This window comes from Pseudomonas sp. 86_A, assembly GCF_017491705.1.
Taxonomy (GTDB): Bacteria; Pseudomonadota; Gammaproteobacteria; order Pseudomonadales; family Pseudomonadaceae; genus Aquipseudomonas; species Aquipseudomonas koreensis.
This window is the reverse complement of the sequence record NZ_JAFGYS010000002.1, coordinates 316,297-338,086: the sequence shown is the minus strand read 5'-3', so window position 1 is coordinate 338,086 and position 21,790 is coordinate 316,297. Positions and strand designations below refer to the sequence as shown.

The following is a 21,790-nucleotide window of genomic DNA, read 5'->3' as shown; positions in this document are numbered from 1 at the left end:
TCGGGCCTGCTTCGCAGACCAGCGGGATCAAGCTCCCTCGCCACAGTCGATCTCGGCCAGCCATGCGCAGTAGCCCAATTTACCGCCAGCGCCATGTGGTCGTTTGCCGCACTTTCGCCTCTCAAGGCCGCGGCTTGGTTATACTCCGTGCGATCCGCCTGGAGCGCTCATCAGGAGAGCTCATGCTCGCCCCCGTACAATTGACTTCCGCCACTCGCCAGAACCTCTGGCGGCTGACTTTCATCCGCACCCTGGTGCTCGCCGCGCAGGCCGGTTCCGTCGGCCTGGCCTACTGGCTGCAATTGTTGCCGTTGCCGTGGGTGCAACTGGCGATGACCCTCGGCTGTTCGATTCTGCTCTGTGTGTTCACCGCTGTGCGCCTGCGCACGTCGTGGCCGGTGACTGAACTTGAATACGCCCTGCAACTGGCCTGTGATCTGGTGATCCACAGTGCGCTGCTGTATTTCTCCGGCGGTTCGACCAACCCGTTCGTTTCCTACTATCTGGTTCCGTTGACCATCGCCGCGGTGACGCTGCCGTGGCGTTACTCGGTGATTCTGTCGGGCATCGCGCTGGCGCTGTACACCGTAATGCTGACGCGGTTCTACCCGCTGGAAACCCTGCCGGTGGCCCGCGAGAACCTGCAGATCTACGGCATGTGGCTGAGCTTCGCGCTGGCTGCTGCGGTGATTACGTTTTTCGCTGCACGCATGGCCGAAGAGCTGCGCCGTCAGGAGGAGTTGCGGGCGATCCGCCGCGAAGAAGGCCTGCGCGATCAGCAGTTGCTTGCGGTCGCGACCCAGGCGGCTGGCGCGGCGCATGAGCTGGGCACACCGCTGGCGACCATGAGCGTGTTGCTCAAGGAGATGCAGCAGGATCACCCCGACGCGATGTTGCAGGACGACCTCAAGGTGCTGCAGGATCAGGTCAAACTGTGCAAAGAGACCCTGCAACAATTGGTGCGCGCCGCCGAGGCCAACCGCCGTATGGCGGTGGAGATGCAGGACGTCACCCAATGGCTTGACGAAGCCTTGAGCCGCTGGCACTTGATGCGTCCGGAAGCCAGTTATCGCTTCCATCGCCTCGGCCAAGGCACGGTGCCACGCATGGCGCCGCCGCCGGACCTGACCCAGGCGCTGCTCAATCTGCTGAACAATGCCGCCGACGCCTGCCCGGAAAATCTCCAGGTGACGCTGGACTGGGACGCGGAAACCGTGACCATCAGCATTCGTGACCACGGCGCCGGTGTGCCGCTGGCCATCGCCGAGCAGATCGGCAAACCGTTTTTTACCACCAAGGGCAAAGGTTTCGGCCTGGGCCTGTTTTTGAGCAAGGCCAGCGTGACACGCGCCGGCGGCTCAGTGAAACTCTATAGTCATGAGGAAGGCGGCACGCTCACCGAGCTGCGCCTGCCCCACGGCGCCCGAGGAGACCAACATGAGTGACGAAATCCAAGTCGAAGGCGAAGAACTGCCGCATTTGCTGCTGGTCGACGACGACGCGACCTTCACCCGAGTGATGGCCCGTGCCATGGCCCGCCGTGGCTTTCGCGTCAGCACCGCCGGTTCCGCCGAAGAAGGCCTGACCATCGCCCAGGCCGACCTGCCGGACTACGCCGCGCTGGACCTGAAAATGGACGGCGACTCCGGCCTGGTGCTGCTGCCCAAGCTGCTGGAGCTGGACCCGGAAATGCGCGTGGTGATCCTCACCGGTTATTCGAGCATTGCCACCGCGGTCGAAGCGATCAAGCGCGGCGCCTGCAACTACCTGTGCAAACCGGCCGACGCCGACGACGTGCTCGCCGCGCTGCTGTCCGAGCACGCCGACCTCGACAGCCTGGTGCCGGAAAACCCGATGTCGGTTGACCGTCTGCAGTGGGAGCACATCCAGCGCGTGCTGACCGAGCACGAAGGCAACATCTCCGCCACTGCCCGCGCCCTGGGCATGCACCGCCGCACCTTGCAGCGCAAACTGCAGAAGCGCCCGGTTCGTCGCTGAACCTGCGCTGAACGGCCATCGCCAGCTCTCGCGATAACGCGCACCGATCAACTATGATCGGTGCGTGTCTGTTCTTTTCTTTATCGAGCCTTTTCCATGAATCAGAACGCTGAATATTCCGCGGTCAACGATGCTGTGCGCGGGCAGTTTTTTCGCAAAGTGTGGGCGATGATCACGCCTTATTGGCGCAGTGAGGAGAAGGTCAAGGCCTGGACCCTGCTGATTGCCGTGATCGCACTTTCGCTGGTCAGCGTGGGCATCTCGGTGTGGTTCAACACCTGGTACAAGGATTTTTACAACGCGCTGCAAAAGAAGGATGAAGCGGCGTTCTGGAATCTGATTCTGTACTTCTGTGCAATCGCCGCCGTGGCAATTGTCGGTGCCGTCTACAGACAATATCTGACGCAGATGCTGACGATCCGCTGGCGGGCGTGGCTGACCGAAAAGCATTTCTCACGCTGGCTCGCTGACAAGAATTACTACCAGCTGGAGCAGGGCGGTTACACCGATAACCCGGACCAGCGGATTTCCGAAGACCTCAACAACTTCACCTCCAACACCCTGGAACTGGGTATCGGGCTGTTGCGCAATATCGTCAGTCTGGTGTCGTTCTCGATCATTTTGTGGGGCGTATCGGGCAGCATCGAAGTGTATGGCATCACCATTCCCGGCTACATGTTCTGGTGCGTGCTGGTGTACGCCGTGGTGGGTAGCTGGCTGACGCATTTGATCGGTCGTCGCTTGATCGGCCTGAACAACCAACAACAACGTTTTGAAGCGGACTTGCGTTTTTCCATGGTGCGGATTCGCGAGAATGCCGAGAGTATCGCGTTGTACAACGGCGAGCCGAATGAGAACCGTCGCTTGAGCAACCGCTTCGGCATGGTCTGGCATAACTTCTGGGACATCATGAAAGTGTCCAAGCGCCTGACCTTTTTCACTGCCGGTTACAGCCAGGCGGCCATTATCTTCCCGTTCATCGTGGCTTCCCCGCGTTACCTCGCCGGCAAGATCGAACTGGGCGAGCTGATGCAGATCAGCTCGGCTTTCGGCAACGTGCAAGAGAGCTTCAGCTGGTTTATCAACGCCTACCAGAGCCTCGCGTCCTGGCGCGCCACCTGTGATCGTCTGCTGAGTTTCCGTCAGGCCATGACCGACAACGAAGACCGCGCGCCGGCCATCGATGTGCAGAATCAGGGCAGCGAGTTGAAAGTGCACAACCTCGGTCTGGACCTGGCCGACGGTCGTCATCTGCTGACCCATGCCGACATGACGGTTGAGCCGGGCGAGCGGGTGATGCTCAGCGGCCGATCCGGCAGCGGCAAGTCCACGTTGCTGCGGGCGATGGGGCACTTGTGGCCGGCGGGGCACGGAAATATCCGCTTGCCGGCGGCGCGTTATCTGTTCCTGCCGCAGAAACCGTATCTGCCCATCGGCACGCTGCGAGACGCGCTGAGTTATCCACAACCGGGTGACACGTATGCGCCGGAGCGCTACGCCGAAGTGCTGGAGACCTGCCGTCTGCCGCATCTGGTCGCGCGTCTTGATGAAGCCAACCACTGGCAGCGCATGCTGTCGCCAGGCGAGCAGCAACGACTGGCCTTCGCCCGCGCGCTGCTCTATGCACCGCAATGGCTGTACATGGACGAAGCGACATCGGCGATGGACGAAGAAGATGAGGCGACGCTGTATCAGGCGCTGATCGATCAACTGCCGGGGCTGAGCATTGTCAGCGTCGGCCATCGCAGCAGCCTGAAACGCTTCCATCCACGGCATGTGCGGATCGACAGCGGCCATTTGGTTGAGCAAACCGTGACCGCCTGACACACACACTCCCCTGTAGGAGCTGCCGCAGGCTGCGATCTTTTGATGTTGTTTTTCAAGATCAAAAGATCGCAGCCTGCGGCAGCTCCTACAAGGGCGGTGTTTTGACTCGACAGTGATCGTACAACCCGCCTGCGCTATGATGCGAACCAAGCCGAATTTTCGAGACAAGATGCACACCATGGAAAACCCGATCGACACCCCACGCCTCCCGCGCAAGCGCCGCAGCCTGGCCCAGGAGCTGGTGACGGTGCTGACCGAGCAGATCCGCGACGGTCTGCTCAAGCGTGGCGACAAGTTGCCCACCGAGTCGGCGATCATGCAGGCGCATGGCGTCAGCCGCACCGTGGTGCGCGAGGCGATTTCCCGGTTGCAGGCCGCAGGGCAAGTGGAAACCCGCCACGGCATCGGCACCTTCGTGCTCGACACGCCGAGCCCCAGCGGTTTCCGCATCGACCCGGCCACGGTCGTCACCCTGCGTGACGTGCTGGCCATTCTCGAATTGCGCATCAGCCTTGAAGTGGAGTCCGCCGGCCTTGCCGCACAACGCCGCAGCCCCGAGCAACTGGCAACCATGCGCGCCGCCCTCGATGCACTGAACGACAGCGTGGCCCACGCCAGTGATGCGGTGGCCTCGGACTTTGCCTTCCATTTGGAAATCGCCCTGTCCACCGGCAACCGCTACTTCACGGACATCATGACCCACCTGGGCACCAGCATCATTCCGCGTACGCGGCTGAATTCGGCGCGGCTGGCGCATGATGACCAGCAGCACTACATGAACCGCCTGAGCCGCGAGCACGAAGAAATCTACGAGGCGATTGCCCGTCAGGATTCCGATGCGGCGCGTGCGGCGATGCGCCTGCACTTGACCAACAGCCGCGAGCGGTTGCGTCAGGCGCATGAAGAGGCGCAGGCGCAGCGGGGGTGAATCAGCAGGCTTGAACCAGCTGCGGGCTCATACACCGCTATCGCGAGCAGGCTCACTCCTACAGTGATTGATGTTGTTCACCCACTCAGTGTTCATCACATCTTCCTGTAGGAGTGAGCCTGCTCGCGAAGGGGACGGTGAATTCAGCGCGGCAATATCGACCGGTCCACCCGCACCGCCAATTGCGCTGTCCCCGGCGTCACGGCAAACGCGACCAACCCTTGCTTATCCACAACCCCCCGCGCAATCGGCTTGCCATCGGCCAGCAACTCCAGCGGCGCGCCTTTAAGCGACTGCCCCGACGCCAGTTCCAGTTTCAATGTGATCGTCATGGTCGTTCTCCTTAATTGACGTTGCCCGTCGGGTGGTAGTCCTTGAGCAGCAGATACGTGCTCCAGCCCCACCAGTCGTCAATGGTGGCGGTGTCGTTGAGGTTGTTCACGTCTTTGCGCCGCAGCACCTTGCCGCCCTCGACGCGGAATAGCGGCGAGAAGTTGTTGGAAAGGTTCAGCACCGCTGCAAGATCGGGCGTCAATTGCAGCGCGCCGAAGGCGGACTCGGCTGGCACGGTGCCGCTGAGGTAGGCGGCGAACACTTCATCGGCTGAAGTTTGCACGGCGTGGTTGACGTGCAGGCGGGCGTCGGAGTCGAGAAAATCGAAGTAGCGTTTGTCACCATACGTACGCCATTGCTCGTTCTGGCCGTTGCGCACCTTGAGACCGAAGCGATTGTCTTCGTCGTGCATGAATCGCGAAATCAGCGAGCCGAGGTCGCTCGGGGTCACCGCTTGCGCCAGCAATTTACGCGGCACCCTTAGATGGCCGGAAGAGAATAGATCGCTCAGGAAGTGATCGGCGAAGGCGTTCATTGCATAGGCCAATTCCAGACGCTGGAGGTCCTGAGTTGCATGGGCCGCGGCTGCGTGTTGCAAGGCGGCGGTGTGTCCCGCGACATAGGCCAGTTGCGCCCATTGACCGAAGTGATCGGCATTGTTCGCCGCCAACTTCAGGTAACGTCCGAGCGGGATCAGACCTGATATGAAACTGCCACCGCCAGTAATCCGGTTCCACTCCTCGGACAACGTATCACCTAGCGCATCATAAGCTTCGTGGGCAGGTTTGCCGTCCTTGATCGCCTGCGCGACAGCGTCGGCCTCCTTCTGCGCGACCGCGAGAATCAACGGTACTTCGCTGCGTGCCGCTGACGCGGACGCCAGAGAGTCGAAGGCAGCGCCAAAGCGTGCCAAACGATCCGTGGCGTTGGCGCCTTCGTTGATCGGCCGATCCGGGACGCCATAAAAGTCTCCCCCCAGGGCCAACACCTGGCCATAAGTCAGCGCCAGTCCGTTCGGCAACTGCAATGGCGCCTTGTCCGCCCGGATGGGTAAGGCGTCCGCAGCGAAGCGCAACATGACCGAGTCACCGATAGCGGTGTGTTCAAAGGTCTCGTAATAGAGACGTGGGCCTTTTTTCGCGGGCTGTTTCGGCAGCGTCGTCGGCAATGGCGGCTCGCTGTGCGAGTCCGCGACGTGCAGCATCAAGTGCGGTTGCTCGCCCTCGATCGCGATCCCGGTTTCGCTGAATAAATCATCGAAGCGAGCGATGACCGGCGCCGCAGCGCCTGAGGAAGGTTGTTTCGCAATTGACATTTCTGGCTCCCTGATATGTCGGTTAAGAAAAAAATATAGCTGTATGCATATACAGTTTTCGTGAGCGTAGCCCAGAACTTTCCTACGTCAAGATAAGCAGATGCCCACACATTTGTGCCGTCCAGCGATGAAATGCAGTTGACGGTTATCTTTTAAGTTGTACGATGACCTACAACTTCAGCGCTGACTGAATCATAAAACTCACAAAAAACGTTGCTACCCAGGGTGTTCGAAAAATGAATCCACAAGAACTGAAGTCCATCCTCTCCGCCGGCCTGCTGTCGTTCCCTGTCACCGATTTCAACGCCCAGGGCGATTTCAACCGCGCCGGCTACATCAAGCGTCTGGAATGGCTGGCCCCTTACGGTGCTTCGGCCTTGTTCGCGGCGGGTGGCACGGGTGAGTTCTTCTCCCTGGCGGCCAGCGAATATTCGGAAATCATCAAGACCGCGGTCGATACCTGCGCGACCAGCGTGCCGATTCTGGCCGGTGTTGGCGGTTCGACCCGTCAGGCCATCGAGTACGCGCAGGAAGCCGAGCGTCTGGGCGCCAAAGGTCTGTTGCTGCTGCCGCACTACCTGACCGAAGCCAGCCAGGACGGCGTCGCCGCCCACGTTGAAGCTGTGTGCAAATCGGTGAACATCGGCGTGGTGGTCTACAACCGCAACGTCTGCCGCCTGACCGCACCACTGCTGGAACGTCTGGCCGAGCGCTGCCCGAACCTGATCGGCTACAAGGACGGTCTGGGCGATATCGAGCTGATGGTGTCGATCCGTCGTCGCCTCGGCGATCGCTTCAGCTACCTCGGCGGCCTGCCGACCGCTGAAGTCTACGCTGCGGCCTACAAGGCCCTCGGCGTGCCGGTCTACTCGTCGGCGGTGTTCAACTTCATCCCGAAAACCGCGATGGATTTCTACCACGCGATTGCCCGAGAAGATCACGCCACCGTCGGCAAAATCATCGACGACTTCTTCCTGCCGTACCTCGATATCCGCAACCGCAAGGCCGGTTACGCCGTGAGCATCGTCAAGGCCGGGGCCAAGATTGCCGGCTATGACGCAGGCCCGGTGCGGGCGCCGCTGACCGACCTGACCGGCGAAGAATTCGAAATGCTCGCCGCGCTGATCGACAAACAAGGCGCGCAATAACACCGACCCACAAGGCCGCTGAGCAATCAGCGGCTTTTGCGTAGAGAGGAGAATTTTCTGTGGCTGATTCCAAGCGTTACGACAACTACATCAACGGTGAATGGGTCGCCGGTGCCGACTACTCGGCGAACATCAACCCGTCCGAGTTGAGCGACACCATCGGCGACTACGCCAAAGCCGACCTGACTCAGGTGCACGCGGCCATCGATGCGGCCCGCGCCGCGTTCCCGGCGTGGTCGGTGTCGGGCATTCAGGCCCGTCACGATGCGCTGGATAAAGTCGGCACGGAAATTCTCGCCCGTCGCGAAGAGCTCGGCACCCTGCTGGCCCGGGAAGAGGGCAAGACCCTGCCCGAAGCCATCGGCGAAGTGACCCGCGCCGGCAACATTTTCAAATTCTTCGCCGGTGAATGCCTGCGCCTGTCCGGCGACTACGTGCCATCGGTGCGTCCGGGCGTCAACGTTGAAGTCACCCGCGAAGCCCTCGGCGTGGTCGGCTTGATCACCCCGTGGAATTTCCCGATTGCCATTCCGGCGTGGAAGATTGCCCCGGCCCTGGCCTACGGCAACTGCGTGGTGCTGAAACCGGCGGATCTGGTACCGGGCTGTGCCTGGGCACTGGCGGAAATCATCTCCCGCGCAGGCTTCCCCGCTGGTGTGTTCAACCTGGTGATGGGCAGCGGGCGGGTGGTTGGCGAAGCGCTGGTCAACAGCCCGAAAGTCGATGGCATCAGCTTCACCGGTTCGGTCGGCGTGGGCCGGCAGATCGCGGTCAACTGTGTGTCGCGCCAAGCCAAGGTGCAGCTGGAAATGGGCGGCAAAAACCCGCAGATCATTCTCGACGACGCCGACCTCAAACAAGCGGTCGAGCTGTCGGTGCAGAGCGCGTTCTACTCCACCGGCCAGCGTTGCACGGCCTCGAGCCGCTTGATCGTCACCGCCGGCATTCACGACAAATTCGTCGCGGCGATGGCCGAGCGCATGCAGTCGATCAAGGTCGGCCACGCGCTGAAATCCGGTACCGACATCGGTCCGGTGGTCTCGCAGGCGCAGCTGGAACAGGACTTGAAATACATCGACATCGGCCAGAGCGAAGGTGCGCGGGTGGTCAGCGGCGGTGGTCTGGTGACCTGCGACACCGAAGGCTACTTTCTCGCGCCAACGCTGTTTGCCGACAGCGAAGCGTCGATGCGTATCAGCCGTGAAGAAATCTTCGGCCCGGTGGCCAACATCGTTCGCGTGGCGGATTACGAGGCGGCGCTGGCGATGGCCAATGACACCGAGTTCGGCCTGTCGGCCGGCATCGCCACCACCTCGCTGAAATACGCCAACCACTTCAAGCGCCATGCGCAAGCCGGGATGGTGATGGTCAACCTGCCGACCGCCGGTGTCGATTACCACGTTCCGTTCGGTGGCCGTAAGGGTTCATCCTATGGCTCACGTGAGCAAGGCCGCTATGCGCAGGAGTTCTACACGGTGGTGAAAACCGCCTACGTCGGTTCCTGAAGCAATACCCCTGTAGGAGCTGCCGAAGGCTGCGATCTTTTGATCTTCGGCGTCGTCCGAGACGCCAGAGAATCAAGATCAAAAGATCGCAGCCTCCGGCAGCTCCTACAGGGAATACATGCAGCACAACAGATTTACCCGCGCATAAAAATAATCAGTGGGAGTACATCTACATGCAATCGTCCAAGCCGACTCACGTCCGCTATTTGATCCTGCTCATGCTGTTCCTGGTGACCACGATCAACTACGCCGACCGCGCGACCATCGCCATCGCCGGTTCCAGCCTGCAAAAAGACCTCGGCATCGACGCGGTCACCCTCGGTTACATTTTCTCCGCCTTCGGTTGGGCCTACGTCGCCGGGCAGATTCCCGGTGGCTGGCTGCTTGATCGTTTCGGCTCGAAAAAAGTCTATGCCCTGAGCATTTTCACCTGGTCGCTGTTCACCGTGCTGCAAGGCTTTGTCGGTGAGTTCGGCATGTCCACGGCGATCGTTGCACTGTTCATGCTGCGCTTTCTGGTGGGGCTGGCTGAGGCGCCATCCTTTCCCGGTAACGCGCGCATCGTGGCCGCGTGGTTCCCGACGGCTGAACGCGGCACCGCTTCGGCGATCTTCAACTCGGCACAATACTTCGCCACGGTGCTGTTTGCGCCGCTGATGGGCTGGATCGTCTACAGCTTCGGCTGGGAACACGTGTTCATCGTCATGGGCGTGTTCGGCATCGTCTTCTCGGGGATCTGGCTCAAGGTTATCCACAGCCCGCGGCAACATCCGCTGGCCAACGCAGCGGAAGTGCAGTTCATCGCCGACAACGGCGGCATGGTCGACATGGATCAGCAGCAAGGCAAAAAGTCGGACGGGCCGAAGTGGGACTACATTCGCCAGTTGCTGACCAACCGCATGATGCTCGGCGTTTACCTGGGCCAGTACTGCATCAACGGCATCACCTATTTCTTCCTGACCTGGTTCCCGGTGTACCTGGTGCAAGAGCGTGGCATGACCATTCTCAAGGCCGGTTTCATCGCCTCGTTGCCAGCGATCTGCGGTTTCATTGGCGGCGTGCTCGGCGGGGTGATTTCCGATTACCTGCTGCGCAAAGGGCATTCGCTGACCTTCGCCCGCAAGGCACCGATCATTGCCGGTCTGCTCGTTTCAAGCAGTATCGTCGCCTGCAACTATGTTGAGGTGGAATGGATGGTGGTTGGCTTCATGGCCTTGGCGTTCTTCGGCAAAGGCGTGGGTGCGCTGGGTTGGGCGGTGGTCTCCGACACCTCGCCAAAACAGATCGCCGGTTTGAGCGGTGGCCTGTTCAATACCTTCGGCAACATCGCTTCGATCACCACACCGATCGTGATTGGCTACATCATCAGCTCCACCGGTTCGTTCAAATGGGCGTTGGTGTTTGTCGGCGCCAATGCGCTGGTGGCGGTGTTCAGCTATCTGGTGATCGTCGGCCCGATCAAACGTGTGGTGCTCAAAGAGCCGCCTGCCAACGGTGGTTCTGAAGTCACCGGCAAATTGTATCAAGCGCATTCCTGAGGAGCGGCGTCATGCAGTTGATTGAACATTCCGACTCGCCGCGCTACATCCGCCTGCACGAGCGGGACAACGTAGTGATTGTGGTCAACGACCAGGGCGTGCCGGCCGGCACCGAATTCCCGGACGGTCTGGTGACCGTGGACTTTGTGCCGCAGAGCCACAAGGTCACTCTCGAGGACATTGCCGAGGGCGGTCAGGTGATCCGCTACGGCCAGACCATCGGCTACGCGTTGCAGCCGATCCCGCGTGGCAGTTGGGTCAAGGAAGATCAACTGCGCATGCCGACCGCGCCGCCGCTGGACAGCCTGCCGCTGTCCACCGACGTGCCGGACGCGCAATCGCCGCTTGAGGGCTTCACTTTCGAGGGTTACCGCAATGCCGACGGCACCGTCGGCACACGCAACATCCTCGGGATTACCACCACCGTGCAGTGCGTGACCGGCGTGCTCGATCACGCGGTGAAGCGCATCAAGGATGAGTTGCTGCCCAAATACCCGCACGTCGATGACGTGGTGGCGCTGACCCACAGTTACGGCTGCGGCGTGGCGATCACTGCCACCGACGCCTACATCCCGATTCGCACTGTACGCAATCTGGCGCGCAACCCGAACCTCGGCGGCGAAGCGCTGGTGATCAGCCTCGGCTGCGAGAAATTGCAGGCCGGGCAAGTGATGCACGAGGACGATGCGTCAGTCGACTTGAGCGAGCAGTGGCTGTATCGCCTGCAGGATTCCAGTCACGGTTTCACCGAGATGATCGAGCAGATCATGGCGCTGGCCGAAACGCGTTTGAAAAAGCTCGACCAGCGCCGCCGCGAAACCGTGCCGGCCTCCGAGCTGATACTCGGCATGCAGTGCGGCGGCAGCGATGCGTTCTCCGGGATCACCGCCAACCCGGCGCTGGGTTATGCCTCGGATTTGCTGCTGCGCGCGGGGGCGACGGTGATGTTTTCCGAAGTTACCGAAGTGCGCGATGCGATCTACCTGCTGACCTCCCGTGCCGAAACCAAGACCGTGGCGCAGGAGCTGGTGCGCGAGATGGACTGGTACGACCGCTATCTGGCCAAGGGCGAAGCGGACCGCAGCGCCAACACTACGCCGGGCAACAAGAAGGGCGGTTTGTCGAACATTGTCGAGAAGTCGTTGGGCTCGATCGTCAAATCCGGCAGCAGCGCGATCAACGGCGTGCTCGGCCCGGGCGAGCGCTTCAAGCGCAAAGGTCTGATCTTCTGCGCGACCCCGGCCAGTGATTTTGTCTGTGGCACGCTGCAACTGGCGGCGGGGATGAACCTGCATGTGTTCACCACCGGGCGCGGCACGCCGTATGGCTTGGCGATGGCGCCGGTGGTGAAAGTTTCGACGCGTACCGAGCTGGCGCAACGCTGGCCGGACCTGATCGACATCGACGCCGGGCGGATTGCCACCGGGCGCGCGTCCATCGAGGAGTTGGGTTGGGAGTTGTTCCACTACTATCTGGATGTGGCGAGCGGCAAGCAGCAGACCTGGGCGGAGAAGCACAAGCTGCATAACGACATCACCCTGTTCAATCCGGCACCGATTACCTGAGGTTTGGGGGAGAGGTCAAAAGCTACCCTCACCCCAGCCCTCTCCCGAAGGGAGAGGGAGCCGACCGAGGTGTCTGGCGCTATGCATCGACCTGAAATACCCGGTCGATTATGGATTCAACGATGCCATTTCACGTCGGTGGACTTCTTGAATATCCCCCAATCAATCCCCTCTCCCTCCGGGAGAGGGTTAGGGTGAGGGGCTTCTGCCTTTTGGATTGAGGTCATACCGCCGCAAGTGGCTTATCATTAGCCCCCTGACGACGCTCACCCAAGGCTCCCCCGGCATGCTGGCAATCTTCCTCGAAACCCTGAACATCACCGCGCCGGTGTTTGCCATGCTGTTTCTCGGGGTGCTGCTCAAGCGCATCGACTGGATCAACGACAACTTCATCCACACCGCTTCGTCGCTGGTGTTCAACGTCAGCATGCCGGCGCTGTTGTTTCTCGGGATTCTGCATGCGGATTTGCACGCGGCGCTGCAACCGGCGCTGTTGATCTATTTCGCGCTCGCCACGCTGGCCAGTTTTGCCCTGGCCTGGGGGTGGGCGATCATCAAGTGCCCGCGCGAAGATCGCGGCATCTACACCCAGGGCGCGTTTCGCGGCAACAACGGGGTGATCGGCCTCGCGCTGGCGGCGAGCATGTACGGCGACTACGGGATTTCCCTCGGGGCGATTCTCGCGGCGCTGGTGATCCTGTTCTACAACACGCTGTCGACTATCGTGCTCGCGGTGTACAGCCCGGTGATCAAGTCCGATCCATGGAGCATCTGCAAAAGTGTGTTCAGCAACCCGCTGATCATCAGCGTGATTGCGGCAGCACCGTTTGCCTGGTTCAAGATCGGTTTGCCGGGCTGGCTGGAAACTTCCGGGCAGTATCTGGCGCAGACCACCTTGCCACTGGCGCTGATCTGCATTGGTGGCACGTTGTCGCTAGCGGCATTGCGCAAGAGCGGCAGCCTGGCGCTCAGTTCGAGTCTGATGAAGATGATCGGCCTGCCGCTGTTGGCAACGCTCGGCGCGTGGCTTTGGGGCTTTCGTGGGGCGGAGCTGGGGATTCTGTTTCTGTACTTCGGCAGCCCGACGGCGGCGGCCAGTTTCGTCATGGCCCGGGCGGCGCAGGGCAATCATGAGCTGGCGGCGGCGATCATTGTGCTGACCACGCTGATGGCGGCGGTGACCACCAATGTCGGGATCTTTCTGTTGCAGTGGGGTGGGTGGATCTGAAGGGCAAGATCAAAAGATCGCAGCCTGCGGCAGCTCCTACAGGGGAACGCATTCCAATGCAGGAGCTGCCGCAGGCTGCTATCTTTAGCTTTTCTGGTAACTGTCGATCACTTCCTGCGCCGCGCGAAACGCATCAATCGCCGCCGGCACCCCCGCATACACCGCGCAATGCAGCAGCGCCTCGCGGATCTCCTCGACGGTGCAGCCATTGTTCAGCGCACCGCGCACGTGGCCTTTCAATTCCTGCGGGCACTTCAAGGCGGTCAGCGCGGCCAGGGTGATCAGGCTGCGGGTCTTGAGTGGCAGACCTTCGCGATTCCACACGCCGCCCCAGGCGTGTTCATTGACGAAATCCTGCAGCGGCTGGGTGAACTCGGTGGCGTTGCCCAGCGCGCGATCAACGAACGCATCGCCCATTACCTGGCGGCGGATTTCAACCCCGGTTTTCTTCGCATCGGTCATGGCACATCCCTCTTGTGGTGTTGGCGGCGCCAGGCGCGTACGGACGTGAACAACAGGAACGCCAGCAGGGTCGGCAGCACGTAAAACAGCATCAGCTTTTCGAGTTTGCCGGCCAGCGGCATGCCGGTGGTGAACGACACCACGTGCAGCCCGTAAGCAGCGTACAAACCGAGCAGCAACAAACCTTCGGCGCGGGTCACGCGGTAACCGGAATAGAACACCGGCAGGCACAACGCGGCGACGCCGAGCATCACCGGCAAGTCGAAATCCAGCGCGTTGGGCGAGACCGACAGTGGCGTCGGCGCGATCAGCGCGGTGACCCCGAGCACCCCCAGCAGGTTGAACAGGTTGGCGCCGATCACGTTACCCACGGCGATGTCGCGCTGGCCGCGCAATGCCGCGATCAGCGAGGTGGCGAGTTCCGGCAACGAGGTGCCGACCGCGACCACCGTCAGGCCGATCACCCGTTCGGAGAATCCCAGATCAGTCGCCACCGCCACCGCTGCGCCCAGCAGCAGATGCCCGGCGAACACCAGCAACGCCAGCCCGACAACGATCATCAGCAGGCTGCTGAACCACGGGGCCTGCGGCGTCAGCGGCAATTCGGAATGCGGCCGCGCCGAGTGTCGCGACTGGCGCAGCAGCAAGCCCAGGTACAGCGCCAGCGCTGCGAGCAACAGGACGCCGTCGAAACGGCCGATCTGTTCATTCCAGGCGAGGACGAACACCAGCAGGCTGGCGCCGATCATCAGCGGAATGTCCAGACGCACCAGTTGCCGCGAGACCCGCAGCGGAATGATCAACGCCGACAGGCCGAGGGTCACGAGGATATTGAAGATGCTGCTGCCGATCACGCTGCCGACGGCGATGTCCGGATTGTGCGTCAGTGTCGCCTGCAGGCTGACGGCCATTTGCGGGGCGCTGCTGCCGAGGGCGACGATGGTCAGGCCGATGATCAGCGGCCGCACATGCAGGCGCGCCGCCAGACGCACGGCGGCGCGCACCATCAGTTCGGCGCCGACGATCAGCAGGAACAGACCGCTGAGCAGTTCGATCACGTTGATCAGCGGTAAATCGGCGAGAGCAAAAATGGTCAGCGCTCCATCAGTCGTCGAGGGCCTGCAGGCGAACCCGCGCCGTGCCACTGCTGAGCATGCCGAGGCGTTCGGCCGCTTCGCGCGAGACATCGATCAAGCGGCCACGGGTGTGCGGCCCGCGATCGTTGATGCGCACAATGCAGGATTTCTGGTTGTTCAGGTTGGTGACCTTCACCCGCGTGCCGAACGGCAGTTGGCGATGGGCGGCGGTCAGGGAATGCTGGTTGAACGCTTCGCCGCTGGCGGTGCGTTTACCGTGGTGTTGGGCGCCGTAGTAGGAGGCGACACCGGTCTGGTCGTACCCGTGCGGGTCGATGATGTCGTTGCTGGCGCAACCGGCCAGTAGCGAGAGCAGGGCGCAGGCGCCGAGCAGGCGTTTCATTCGAAAGCTCCCAAAATAATTGTGGCAAGGGAGCTTGCTCCCGCTCGGCCGCGAAGCGGTCGCAAAACCTGCAACTGCACTCTTTCTGAAAGAGTGCAGTTGCCGATTTGGGTCTGCTGCGCAGACCAGCGGGAGCAAGCTCCCTCGCCACAGGGGATCAGAGCCAGTAATAAATGCTGGCTCCATTGTGGTCAGCCTTCGAGCTTGCTTTTCAGCAGTTCGTTCACTTGCTGCGGGTTGGCCTTGCCTTTGGAGGCTTTCATGGCCTGGCCCACAAAGAAGCCGAACATCTTGCCGCGCTTGGCTTCGTCTGCCGCACGGTACTGCTCGACCTGCTCGGCGTTGGCCGCGAGCATTTCGTCCAGTACGGCGGAGATCGCGCCGCTGTCGGTCACTTGCTTGAGACCACGCTTGTCGATGATCTCGTCCGCGGTGCCTTCGCCGTTGGCCATCGCTTCGAACACCACTTTGGCGATCTTGCCGGAGATGGTGTTGTCCTTGATGCGCTGCAGCATGCCGCCCAGCAGTTCAGCGGAAACCGGCGACTCGTCGATGTCCAGGCCTTGCTTGTTGAGCAGGCTGCCCAACTCGACCATCACCCAGTTCGCTGCCAGTTTGGCGTCGCCGCCGATGGCTGCGACTTTCTCGAAGTAGTCCGCTTGCTCACGGCTGGTGGCCAGCACGTTGGCGTCGTAGGCCGACAGACCGAACTGGCTCTGGAAGCGCTCACGTTTTTGCGGCGGCAGTTCCGGCAGGGTGGCGCGCACCTCGCCGAGGAACGACTCTTCGATGACCACTGGCAGCAGGTCCGGGTCGGGGAAGTAACGGTAGTCGTTGGCTTCCTCTTTGGAGCGCATCGGACGGGTCTCGTCCTTGTTCGGATCGTACAGACGGGTCTGCTGGATCACTTTGCCGCCGTCTTCGATCAGCTCGATCTGACGCTGGATCTCGGAGTTGATCGCCTTCTCGATGAAGCGGAACGAGTTGACGTTCTTGATCTCGCAGCGAGTGCCGAACTCGACCTGGCCTTTGGGCCGTACCGAGACGTTGCAGTCGCAACGCAGCGAACCTTCGGCCATGTTGCCGTCGCAGATGCCCAGGTAGCGCACCAGCGCGTGGATCGCCTTGACGTAAGCCACGGCTTCCTTGGCGCTGCGCATGTCAGGCTCGGAAACGATTTCCAGCAGCGGCGTGCCGGCACGGTTCAGGTCGATGCCGGTGGCACCGTTGAATTCTTCGTGCAGGCTCTTGCCGGCGTCTTCTTCCAGGTGCGCGCGGGTGATGCCGACGCGTTTGACCGTGCCGTCTTCCAGCGCGATGTCCAGGTGGCCCTTGCCGACGATCGGCAACTCCATCTGGCTGATCTGGTAGCCCTTCGGCAGGTCCGGGTAAAAGTAGTTTTTACGCGCGAACACGTTGTGCTGACCGATCTCGGCGTCAATCGCCAGACCGAACATCACCGCCATGCGTACCGCTTCCTGGTTCAGCACCGGCAGTACGCCGGGCATGCCCAGGTCGATCAGGCTGGCCTGGGTGTTCGGCTCGGAGCCGAACTGGGTGGAACTACCGGAAAAGATTTTCGACCGGGTAGTGAGCTGAGTGTGAATCTCCAGCCCGATCACGACTTCCCATTGCATGTGTGTCTCCTCAGAAGCCGGTTGGGGTGCGGGTGTGCCAGTCAGTGTTCAACTGATACTGGTGCGCAACGTTGAGCAAACGGCCTTCCTGGAAATACGGCGCGAGCAGTTGCACGCCAACCGGCAGACCGTCGACAAAACCGGCCGGCATCGACAGGCCCGGCAGGCCCGCGAGGTTGGCGGTGATGGTGTAGACGTCTTCCAGATAGGCAGCGACCGGGTCGCTGTTCTTGGCGCCGAGCTTCCAGGCCGGGTTCGGCGTGGTCGGGCCAAGGATGATGTCGACTTCATTAAAAGCTGCCATGAAGTCGTTTTTCACCAGGCGACGGATCTTCTGCGCTTTCAGGTAGTAGGCGTCGTAGTAACCGGCGGACAGCGCGTAGGCACCGACCATGATCCGGCGCTGTACTTCAGGCCCGAAGCCTTCGCCACGGGAGCGCTTGTACAGGTCGATCAGGTTTTCCGGGTTCTCGCAGCGATGGCCGAAGCGCACGCCGTCGAAACGCGACAGGTTCGAGGACGCTTCTGCCGGGGCGATCACGTAGTACGCAGGGATGGCGTGCTGCATGTTCGGCAGGCTGATTTCCTTGATCACGGCACCGAGCTTCTGCAGCTCTTTGATGCTGTTCTGGATCAGATCGGCAATACGCGGGTCGAGACCGGCGCTGAAGTATTCCTTCGGCACGCCGATGCGCAGGCCTTGCAGCGAATCGCCGAGGCTGGCGGAGTAATCCGGAACCGGCTCATCGATGCTGGTGGAGTCGTTCTGATCGAACCCGGCCATACCTTGCAACAAAATTGCACAGTCTTCGGCCGTGCGTGCCAGCGGGCCGCCCTGATCGAGGCTGGAGGCGTAAGCGATCATGCCCCAGCGCGAAACACGACCGTAGGTCGGCTTGAGGCCAGTCAGGTTGGTGAACGCGGCTGGCTGACGGATCGAACCGCCGGTGTCAGTGGCCGTGGCCGCTGGCAACAGACGAGCAGCGACTGCCGCCGCCGATCCCCCGGACGAACCGCCCGGCACGTGTTCCAGGTTCCACGGGTTTTTCACCGCGCCATACCAGCTCGACTCGTTGGCCGAACCCATGGCGAATTCGTCCATGTTGGTCTTGCCCAGGGTCACGGCGCCGGCAGCGGCCAGTTTCGCGACCACAGTGGCGTCGTACGGCGCCTTGAAGTTGTCGAGCATCTTCGAGCCGCAGCTGGTGCGGATGCCCTGGGTGCAGAACAGGTCCTTGTGGGCGATCGGCGCGCCGAGCAGGGCGCCGCTCTCACCGTTGGCCCGGCGCGCGTCGGCGGCTTTCGCCTGCTCAAGCGCCAGCTCTTCGGTGAGGCTGATGAAACTGTTGAGCTGTGGATCGAGCTGGGTGATGCGTGCCAGCAGGACTTTGGTCAGCTCTTCGGAGGAAAACTTTTTATCGGCGAGACCGCGGGCGATCTCGGCCAGAGTCATTTGATGCATTGCAGGCTCTTTCCCTTTAGTCGATGACTTTCGGAACCAGATACAGGCCGTTTTCGACCGCTGGTGCGATGGACTGATAGGCCTCGCGATGATTGGTCTCGGTCACGACGTCGGCGCGCAGGCGCTGACTGGCTTCCAGCGGGTGGGCCAAAGGCTCGATACCGTCGGTATCGACGGCCTGCATTTCGTCGACCAGCCCGAGAATGCTGTTGAGGGCGGAAGTAATGTGCGGAAGATCGGCATCATTCAGGCCAAGGCAGGCCAGATGAGCGATTTTTTCCACGTCGGAGCGTTCTAGCGCCATCGGGATTCTCCAGTGGAAAACAGAACGGACGGCGTCCGTGTGTTAGATTGTCGGAACACTACCGCACTTCTACGGTCATAAGGCCGCGATTGTGGGGCTTGGTGCACAGAAAAGCGGCCAATTTAACATATTGGCGCCTTGCCCAAAATCCCTGTCGTTGTTAGAGTTTGCCGCACTTTTTTACCCACGCGTTGCCTAGGGTCCCTTTCCCATGTTCAAGAAACTGCGTGGCATGTTTTCCAGCGATCTTTCCATTGACCTGGGCACTGCCAACACCCTTATTTACGTGCGCGAGCGCGGTATCGTCCTGAATGAGCCATCGGTTGTGGCCATTCGGACACACGGTAACCAGAAAAGTGTCGTTGCTGTCGGCACCGAAGCCAAGCGCATGCTCGGCCGTACGCCGGGCAACATTGCTGCCATTCGTCCGATGAAGGACGGCGTGATTGCCGACTTCAGCGTCTGCGAAAAGATGCTGCAATACTTTATCAACAAGGTTCACGAAAACAGCTTTCTGCAGCCCAGCCCTCGTGTGCTGATCTGCGTTCCATGCAAATCCACCCAGGTTGAGCGTCGTGCCATCCGTGAATCGGCCCTTGGTGCCGGTGCTCGTGAAGTGTTCCTGATCGAAGAGCCGATGGCGGCTGCGATCGGTGCCGGCCTGCCGGTAGAAGAAGCACGCGGTTCGATGGTTGTCGATATCGGTGGTGGTACCACTGAAATTGCGCTGATCTCCCTGAACGGTGTGGTCTATGCCGAATCCGTCCGCGTTGGCGGCGACCGCTTCGACGAAGCGATCATCACCTACGTGCGCCGCAACTACGGCAGCCTGATCGGTGAATCGACGGCCGAGCGCATCAAGCAGGAAATCGGTACGGCCTACCCGGGCGGCGAAGTTCGCGAAGTCGACGTTCGCGGTCGCAACCTGGCCGAAGGCGTTCCACGCGCATTCACCCTGAATTCCAACGAAGTGCTGGAAGCTCTGCAAGAGTCCCTGGCAACCATCGTTCAGGCCGTGAAAAGCGCGCTGGAGCAATCGCCGCCGGAACTGGCTTCCGACATCGCCGAGCGTGGCCTGGTGCTGACCGGTGGTGGCGCACTGCTGCGTGACCTCGACAAGCTGCTGGCCCAGGAAACCGGTCTGCCGGTGATCGTTGCCGAAGACCCGCTGACCTGCGTTGCTCGCGGCGGTGGCCGTGCATTGGAAATGATGGACAAGCACACCATGGACCTGCTCTCCAGCGAATAACTCGCTGGTTTGCAATACGTGGGTGAGCGCGCAGGCAGCACTTTGCAGTGCTGCCTGTTGGCGTTTATCTTCTGTCAGTCTTCATCCAGGCCGGTTTGATGCCGTATGAATAAACAGAACATTTGCCTGGGAGGAGCGGCTTATTAAACCGCTTTTCGCCAAGGGCCCTTCGCTGGGCGTGCGCCTGTTGGTGCTGGCCGTGCTATCGATCGCGCTAATGGTGGTCGATGCCCGCTTTGACCTGCTCAAGCCTGCGCGCAAACAAGCGTCGCTGGTGCTGATGGATGCCTACTGGATCACTGACCTGCCCGGACGGTTGTGGGAAGGTGTTGCCAGTCAGTTCGGCAGTCGCACCGAACTGGTCGCTGAAAACGAAAAACTCAAGACCGAAAACCTGCTGTTGCAGGGTCGCATGCAAAAGCTTGCCGCCCTCACCGAGCAGAACGTTCGGCTGCGCGAGTTGCTCAATTCCTCCGCACTGGTCAACGAAAAGGTCGAAGTGGCCGAGCTGATCGGCATGGACCCCAATCCCTTCACCCATCGCATCATCATCAATAAAGGTGAGCGTGACGGCGTGGTGCTCGGTCAACCGGTGCTCGATGCGCGTGGCCTGATGGGTCAGGTGGTCGAGTTGATGCCGTACACCTCCCGTGTACTGCTGCTGACCGACAGCACTCACAGCATCCCTGTGCAGGTGAATCGTAACGGTCTGCGGGCGATTGCCAGCGGTACCGGCAACCCGGAACGCCTGGAGTTACGCCACGTGGCCGATACCGCCGACATCAAGGAGGGCGATCTGCTGGTCAGTTCCGGCCTCGGTCAGCGCTTCCCGGCAGGCTACCCGGTGGCGACGGTGAAGGAAGTCATTCACGATTCCGGCCAGCCGTTCGCCATCGTCCGCGCCGTGCCGACCGCAGCACTGAACCGCAGCCGTTACATGTTGCTGGTATTCAGCGACAACCGTACCGCCGAAGAGCGCGCCAACGATGCGGCGCAAGCCCAGGAAAATCTCGATGCGCAGGGCGGTGGTCCGGTGATTCCGGCCACGGTGCCGAAAGCCGTGACGCCGCCCGCAGCGGCGGCGGCAGCGGCGGCGCCTGCCGCGGCAACTGCTCCAGCAGCCAGTGCCACGCCGGCCAAACCGGCCGTGAGCAAGCCGCCTGCGACTGCCAAGCCACCTGCAGCCGCACCTGCGAACAGCAGGCCTGCGGCATCCCAGCCAGCGACTCGACCGGCGGCCAAACCGCCTGTCACCACGCCGGCCAACACCGGGAGACAAGAATAATGGTTGGGGCTACCGCTTCCCGTAACGGCTGGATGGTCTGGCTGACGTTTCTCATCGGCCTGCTGCTCAGCGTGTCGCCGATGCCTCAATTCATGGAAATCCTGCGCCCGCTGTGGCTAGCGCTGCTCCTCGCGTTCTGGGCTCTGGCCATGCCGCATACCGTCGGCATGGTCACGGCGTTTTGTCTGGGGTTGGCCGAAGACGTGCTGTACGGCACGTTGCTGGGGCAGAACGCCTTGATCCTGACGCTGATCACCTTCCTGGTGCTGTCTCTGCAGCAACGCCTGCGGATGTTCCCGATGTGGCAGCAATGCCTGGTGATCCTGGTGATCTTCGGCCTCGCGCAACTGGTTCAACTGTGGCTCAGTGCGCTGACCGGCAACCGTCAGCCAACCCTGGCCCTGGTGCTGCCGGCCTTGACCAGCGCCTTGCTCTGGCCGTGGGTCAGCTTCGCTTTGCGTGGACTGCGCCGCCGCTACAAAATCAATTGATCCGGTAAGGCTGGGCACTGAACAGGGAGATGTTTT

Annotated in this window: 20 protein-coding genes; 12 read left to right on the top strand and 8 right to left on the bottom strand. The window is 61.4% G+C overall.

Annotated elements, in window-relative coordinates:
* Positions 1 to 182: 182 nt before the first annotated feature.
* The 4 genes from J5M57_RS04930 to J5M57_RS04915 all read left to right on the top strand — a co-directional run bounded on the left by J5M57_RS04930 (position 183) and on the right by J5M57_RS04915 (position 4,753).
* Positions 183 to 1,445: an ATP-binding protein gene (locus tag J5M57_RS04930; protein WP_207847758.1), complete on the top strand. Its 1,263-nt coding sequence runs from the start codon at positions 183 to 185 to the stop codon at positions 1,443 to 1,445.
* A complete protein-coding gene (locus tag J5M57_RS04925; RefSeq protein ID WP_003221630.1) occupies positions 1,438 to 1,998 on the top strand; it encodes a response regulator transcription factor in 561 nt (186 codons plus the stop codon). The genes J5M57_RS04930 and J5M57_RS04925 overlap by 8 nt, the downstream gene beginning before the upstream one ends.
* Before the next feature lie 96 nt (positions 1,999 to 2,094).
* Positions 2,095 to 3,822, top strand: coding sequence for an ABC transporter ATP-binding protein/permease (locus tag J5M57_RS04920; protein ID WP_207847757.1), 1,728 nt, complete (start codon positions 2,095 to 2,097; stop codon positions 3,820 to 3,822).
* 181 nt (positions 3,823 to 4,003) lie between these two features.
* On the top strand, positions 4,004 to 4,753 hold the full coding sequence (locus J5M57_RS04915) for a FadR/GntR family transcriptional regulator (RefSeq protein WP_186351701.1): 750 nt from the start codon (positions 4,004 to 4,006) through the stop codon (positions 4,751 to 4,753).
* A 143-nt stretch (positions 4,754 to 4,896) separates the two neighbouring features.
* Here the strand turns inward: J5M57_RS04915 and J5M57_RS04910 are convergent, their stop codons facing one another.
* Together J5M57_RS04910 and J5M57_RS04905 are read right to left on the bottom strand one after the other, a co-directional pair.
* Positions 4,897 to 5,085, bottom strand: a complete 189-nt coding sequence (locus J5M57_RS04910) for a hypothetical protein (protein ID WP_083367023.1) — start codon at positions 5,083 to 5,085, stop codon at positions 4,897 to 4,899.
* 11 nt (positions 5,086 to 5,096) lie between these two features.
* Positions 5,097 to 6,401, bottom strand: a complete 1,305-nt coding sequence (locus tag J5M57_RS04905) for a phospholipase (RefSeq protein WP_169843089.1) — start codon at positions 6,399 to 6,401, stop codon at positions 5,097 to 5,099.
* 236 nt (positions 6,402 to 6,637) lie between these two features.
* Between J5M57_RS04905 and kdgD the strand changes: the two genes are divergently transcribed.
* The 5 genes from kdgD (at position 6,638) to J5M57_RS04880 (ending at position 13,385) form a co-directional block, all read left to right on the top strand.
* A complete protein-coding gene (kdgD, locus tag J5M57_RS04900; protein ID WP_207847756.1) occupies positions 6,638 to 7,549 on the top strand; it encodes a 5-dehydro-4-deoxyglucarate dehydratase in 912 nt (303 codons plus the stop codon).
* 59 nt (positions 7,550 to 7,608) lie between these two features.
* The gene (locus tag J5M57_RS04895; protein ID WP_207847755.1) at positions 7,609 to 9,054 is read left to right on the top strand and encodes an aldehyde dehydrogenase family protein; all 1,446 of its coding nucleotides are present in this window, start codon (positions 7,609 to 7,611) and stop codon (positions 9,052 to 9,054) included.
* A 173-nt stretch (positions 9,055 to 9,227) separates the two neighbouring features.
* Positions 9,228 to 10,592, top strand: a complete 1,365-nt coding sequence (locus J5M57_RS04890; protein WP_207847754.1) for an MFS transporter — start codon at positions 9,228 to 9,230, stop codon at positions 10,590 to 10,592.
* Between the two features lie 11 nt (positions 10,593 to 10,603).
* On the top strand, positions 10,604 to 12,157 hold the full coding sequence (garD, locus tag J5M57_RS04885) for a galactarate dehydratase (RefSeq protein ID WP_207847753.1): 1,554 nt from the start codon (positions 10,604 to 10,606) through the stop codon (positions 12,155 to 12,157).
* Positions 12,158 to 12,443: 286 nt separating this feature from the next.
* Entirely contained in the window at positions 12,444 to 13,385 is a 942-nt protein-coding gene (locus J5M57_RS04880; protein ID WP_207847752.1) for an AEC family transporter, read from the top strand.
* Positions 13,386 to 13,469: 84 nt separating this feature from the next.
* Here J5M57_RS04880 and J5M57_RS04875 read toward each other — a convergent pair whose 3' ends face one another.
* The 6 genes from J5M57_RS04875 to gatC all read right to left on the bottom strand — a co-directional run bounded on the left by J5M57_RS04875 (position 13,470) and on the right by gatC (position 18,729).
* Positions 13,470 to 13,847: a carboxymuconolactone decarboxylase family protein gene (locus J5M57_RS04875; RefSeq protein WP_083367016.1), complete on the bottom strand. Its 378-nt coding sequence runs from the start codon at positions 13,845 to 13,847 to the stop codon at positions 13,470 to 13,472.
* Complete coding sequence (locus J5M57_RS04870) at positions 13,844 to 14,905, bottom strand: calcium/sodium antiporter (protein WP_169843095.1); 1,062 nt, start codon at positions 14,903 to 14,905, stop codon at positions 13,844 to 13,846. The genes J5M57_RS04875 and J5M57_RS04870 overlap by 4 nt, the downstream gene beginning before the upstream one ends.
* Positions 14,906 to 14,951: 46 nt before the next feature.
* Positions 14,952 to 15,326 (bottom strand): septal ring lytic transglycosylase RlpA family protein, encoded by a 375-nt coding sequence (locus tag J5M57_RS04865; protein ID WP_064585967.1) that lies wholly within the window; start codon positions 15,324 to 15,326, stop codon positions 14,952 to 14,954.
* 191 nt (positions 15,327 to 15,517) lie between these two features.
* Positions 15,518 to 16,963: an Asp-tRNA(Asn)/Glu-tRNA(Gln) amidotransferase subunit GatB gene (gene gatB / locus J5M57_RS04860; RefSeq protein WP_007961565.1), complete on the bottom strand. Its 1,446-nt coding sequence runs from the start codon at positions 16,961 to 16,963 to the stop codon at positions 15,518 to 15,520.
* Between the two features lie 10 nt (positions 16,964 to 16,973).
* On the bottom strand, positions 16,974 to 18,425 hold the full coding sequence (gene gatA, locus J5M57_RS04855; RefSeq protein WP_207847751.1) for an Asp-tRNA(Asn)/Glu-tRNA(Gln) amidotransferase subunit GatA: 1,452 nt from the start codon (positions 18,423 to 18,425) through the stop codon (positions 16,974 to 16,976).
* Positions 18,426 to 18,441: 16 nt separating this feature from the next.
* A complete protein-coding gene (gatC, locus tag J5M57_RS04850; protein ID WP_003221657.1) occupies positions 18,442 to 18,729 on the bottom strand; it encodes an Asp-tRNA(Asn)/Glu-tRNA(Gln) amidotransferase subunit GatC in 288 nt (95 codons plus the stop codon).
* 211 nt (positions 18,730 to 18,940) lie between these two features.
* Here gatC and mreB point away from each other — a divergent pair, with 211 nt between their 5' ends.
* The 3 genes from mreB to mreD all read left to right on the top strand — a co-directional run bounded on the left by mreB (position 18,941) and on the right by mreD (position 21,754).
* Positions 18,941 to 19,978, top strand: a complete 1,038-nt coding sequence (mreB, locus tag J5M57_RS04845) for a rod shape-determining protein MreB (RefSeq protein ID WP_002555108.1) — start codon at positions 18,941 to 18,943, stop codon at positions 19,976 to 19,978.
* Between the two features lie 142 nt (positions 19,979 to 20,120).
* Positions 20,121 to 21,263, top strand: a complete 1,143-nt coding sequence (gene mreC, locus J5M57_RS04840; protein ID WP_207847833.1) for a rod shape-determining protein MreC — start codon at positions 20,121 to 20,123, stop codon at positions 21,261 to 21,263.
* Complete coding sequence (mreD, locus tag J5M57_RS04835; protein WP_169843096.1) at positions 21,263 to 21,754, top strand: rod shape-determining protein MreD; 492 nt, start codon at positions 21,263 to 21,265, stop codon at positions 21,752 to 21,754. The genes mreC and mreD overlap by 1 nt, the downstream gene beginning before the upstream one ends.
* The last annotated feature ends 36 nt before the right edge of the window (positions 21,755 to 21,790 follow it).

What these genes read in the sequence shown, in the direction of transcription:
- J5M57_RS04930 (WP_207847758.1), top strand. Translation starts at nt 183, where the DNA reads ATGCTCGCCCCCGTACAATTGACTTCCGCCACTCGCCAGAACCTCTGG.
- J5M57_RS04925 (WP_003221630.1), top strand. Translation starts at nt 1,438, where the DNA reads ATGAGTGACGAAATCCAAGTCGAAGGCGAAGAACTGCCGCATTTGCTG.
- J5M57_RS04920 (WP_207847757.1), top strand. Translation starts at nt 2,095, where the DNA reads ATGAATCAGAACGCTGAATATTCCGCGGTCAACGATGCTGTGCGCGGG.
- J5M57_RS04915 (WP_186351701.1), top strand. Translation starts at nt 4,004, where the DNA reads ATGGAAAACCCGATCGACACCCCACGCCTCCCGCGCAAGCGCCGCAGC.
- J5M57_RS04910 (WP_083367023.1), bottom strand. Translation starts at nt 5,085, where the DNA reads ATGACGATCACATTGAAACTGGAACTGGCGTCGGGGCAGTCGCTTAAA.
- J5M57_RS04905 (WP_169843089.1), bottom strand. Translation starts at nt 6,401, where the DNA reads ATGTCAATTGCGAAACAACCTTCCTCAGGCGCTGCGGCGCCGGTCATC.
- kdgD (WP_207847756.1), top strand. Translation starts at nt 6,638, where the DNA reads ATGAATCCACAAGAACTGAAGTCCATCCTCTCCGCCGGCCTGCTGTCG.
- J5M57_RS04890 (WP_207847754.1), top strand. Translation starts at nt 9,228, where the DNA reads ATGCAATCGTCCAAGCCGACTCACGTCCGCTATTTGATCCTGCTCATG.
- garD (WP_207847753.1), top strand. Translation starts at nt 10,604, where the DNA reads ATGCAGTTGATTGAACATTCCGACTCGCCGCGCTACATCCGCCTGCAC.
- J5M57_RS04880 (WP_207847752.1), top strand. Translation starts at nt 12,444, where the DNA reads ATGCTGGCAATCTTCCTCGAAACCCTGAACATCACCGCGCCGGTGTTT.
- J5M57_RS04875 (WP_083367016.1), bottom strand. Translation starts at nt 13,847, where the DNA reads ATGACCGATGCGAAGAAAACCGGGGTTGAAATCCGCCGCCAGGTAATG.
- J5M57_RS04865 (WP_064585967.1), bottom strand. Translation starts at nt 15,326, where the DNA reads ATGAAACGCCTGCTCGGCGCCTGCGCCCTGCTCTCGCTACTGGCCGGT.
- gatB (WP_007961565.1), bottom strand. Translation starts at nt 16,963, where the DNA reads ATGCAATGGGAAGTCGTGATCGGGCTGGAGATTCACACTCAGCTCACT.
- gatA (WP_207847751.1), bottom strand. Translation starts at nt 18,425, where the DNA reads ATGCATCAAATGACTCTGGCCGAGATCGCCCGCGGTCTCGCCGATAAA.
- gatC (WP_003221657.1), bottom strand. Translation starts at nt 18,729, where the DNA reads ATGGCGCTAGAACGCTCCGACGTGGAAAAAATCGCTCATCTGGCCTGC.
- mreB (WP_002555108.1), top strand. Translation starts at nt 18,941, where the DNA reads ATGTTCAAGAAACTGCGTGGCATGTTTTCCAGCGATCTTTCCATTGAC.
- mreD (WP_169843096.1), top strand. Translation starts at nt 21,263, where the DNA reads ATGGTTGGGGCTACCGCTTCCCGTAACGGCTGGATGGTCTGGCTGACG.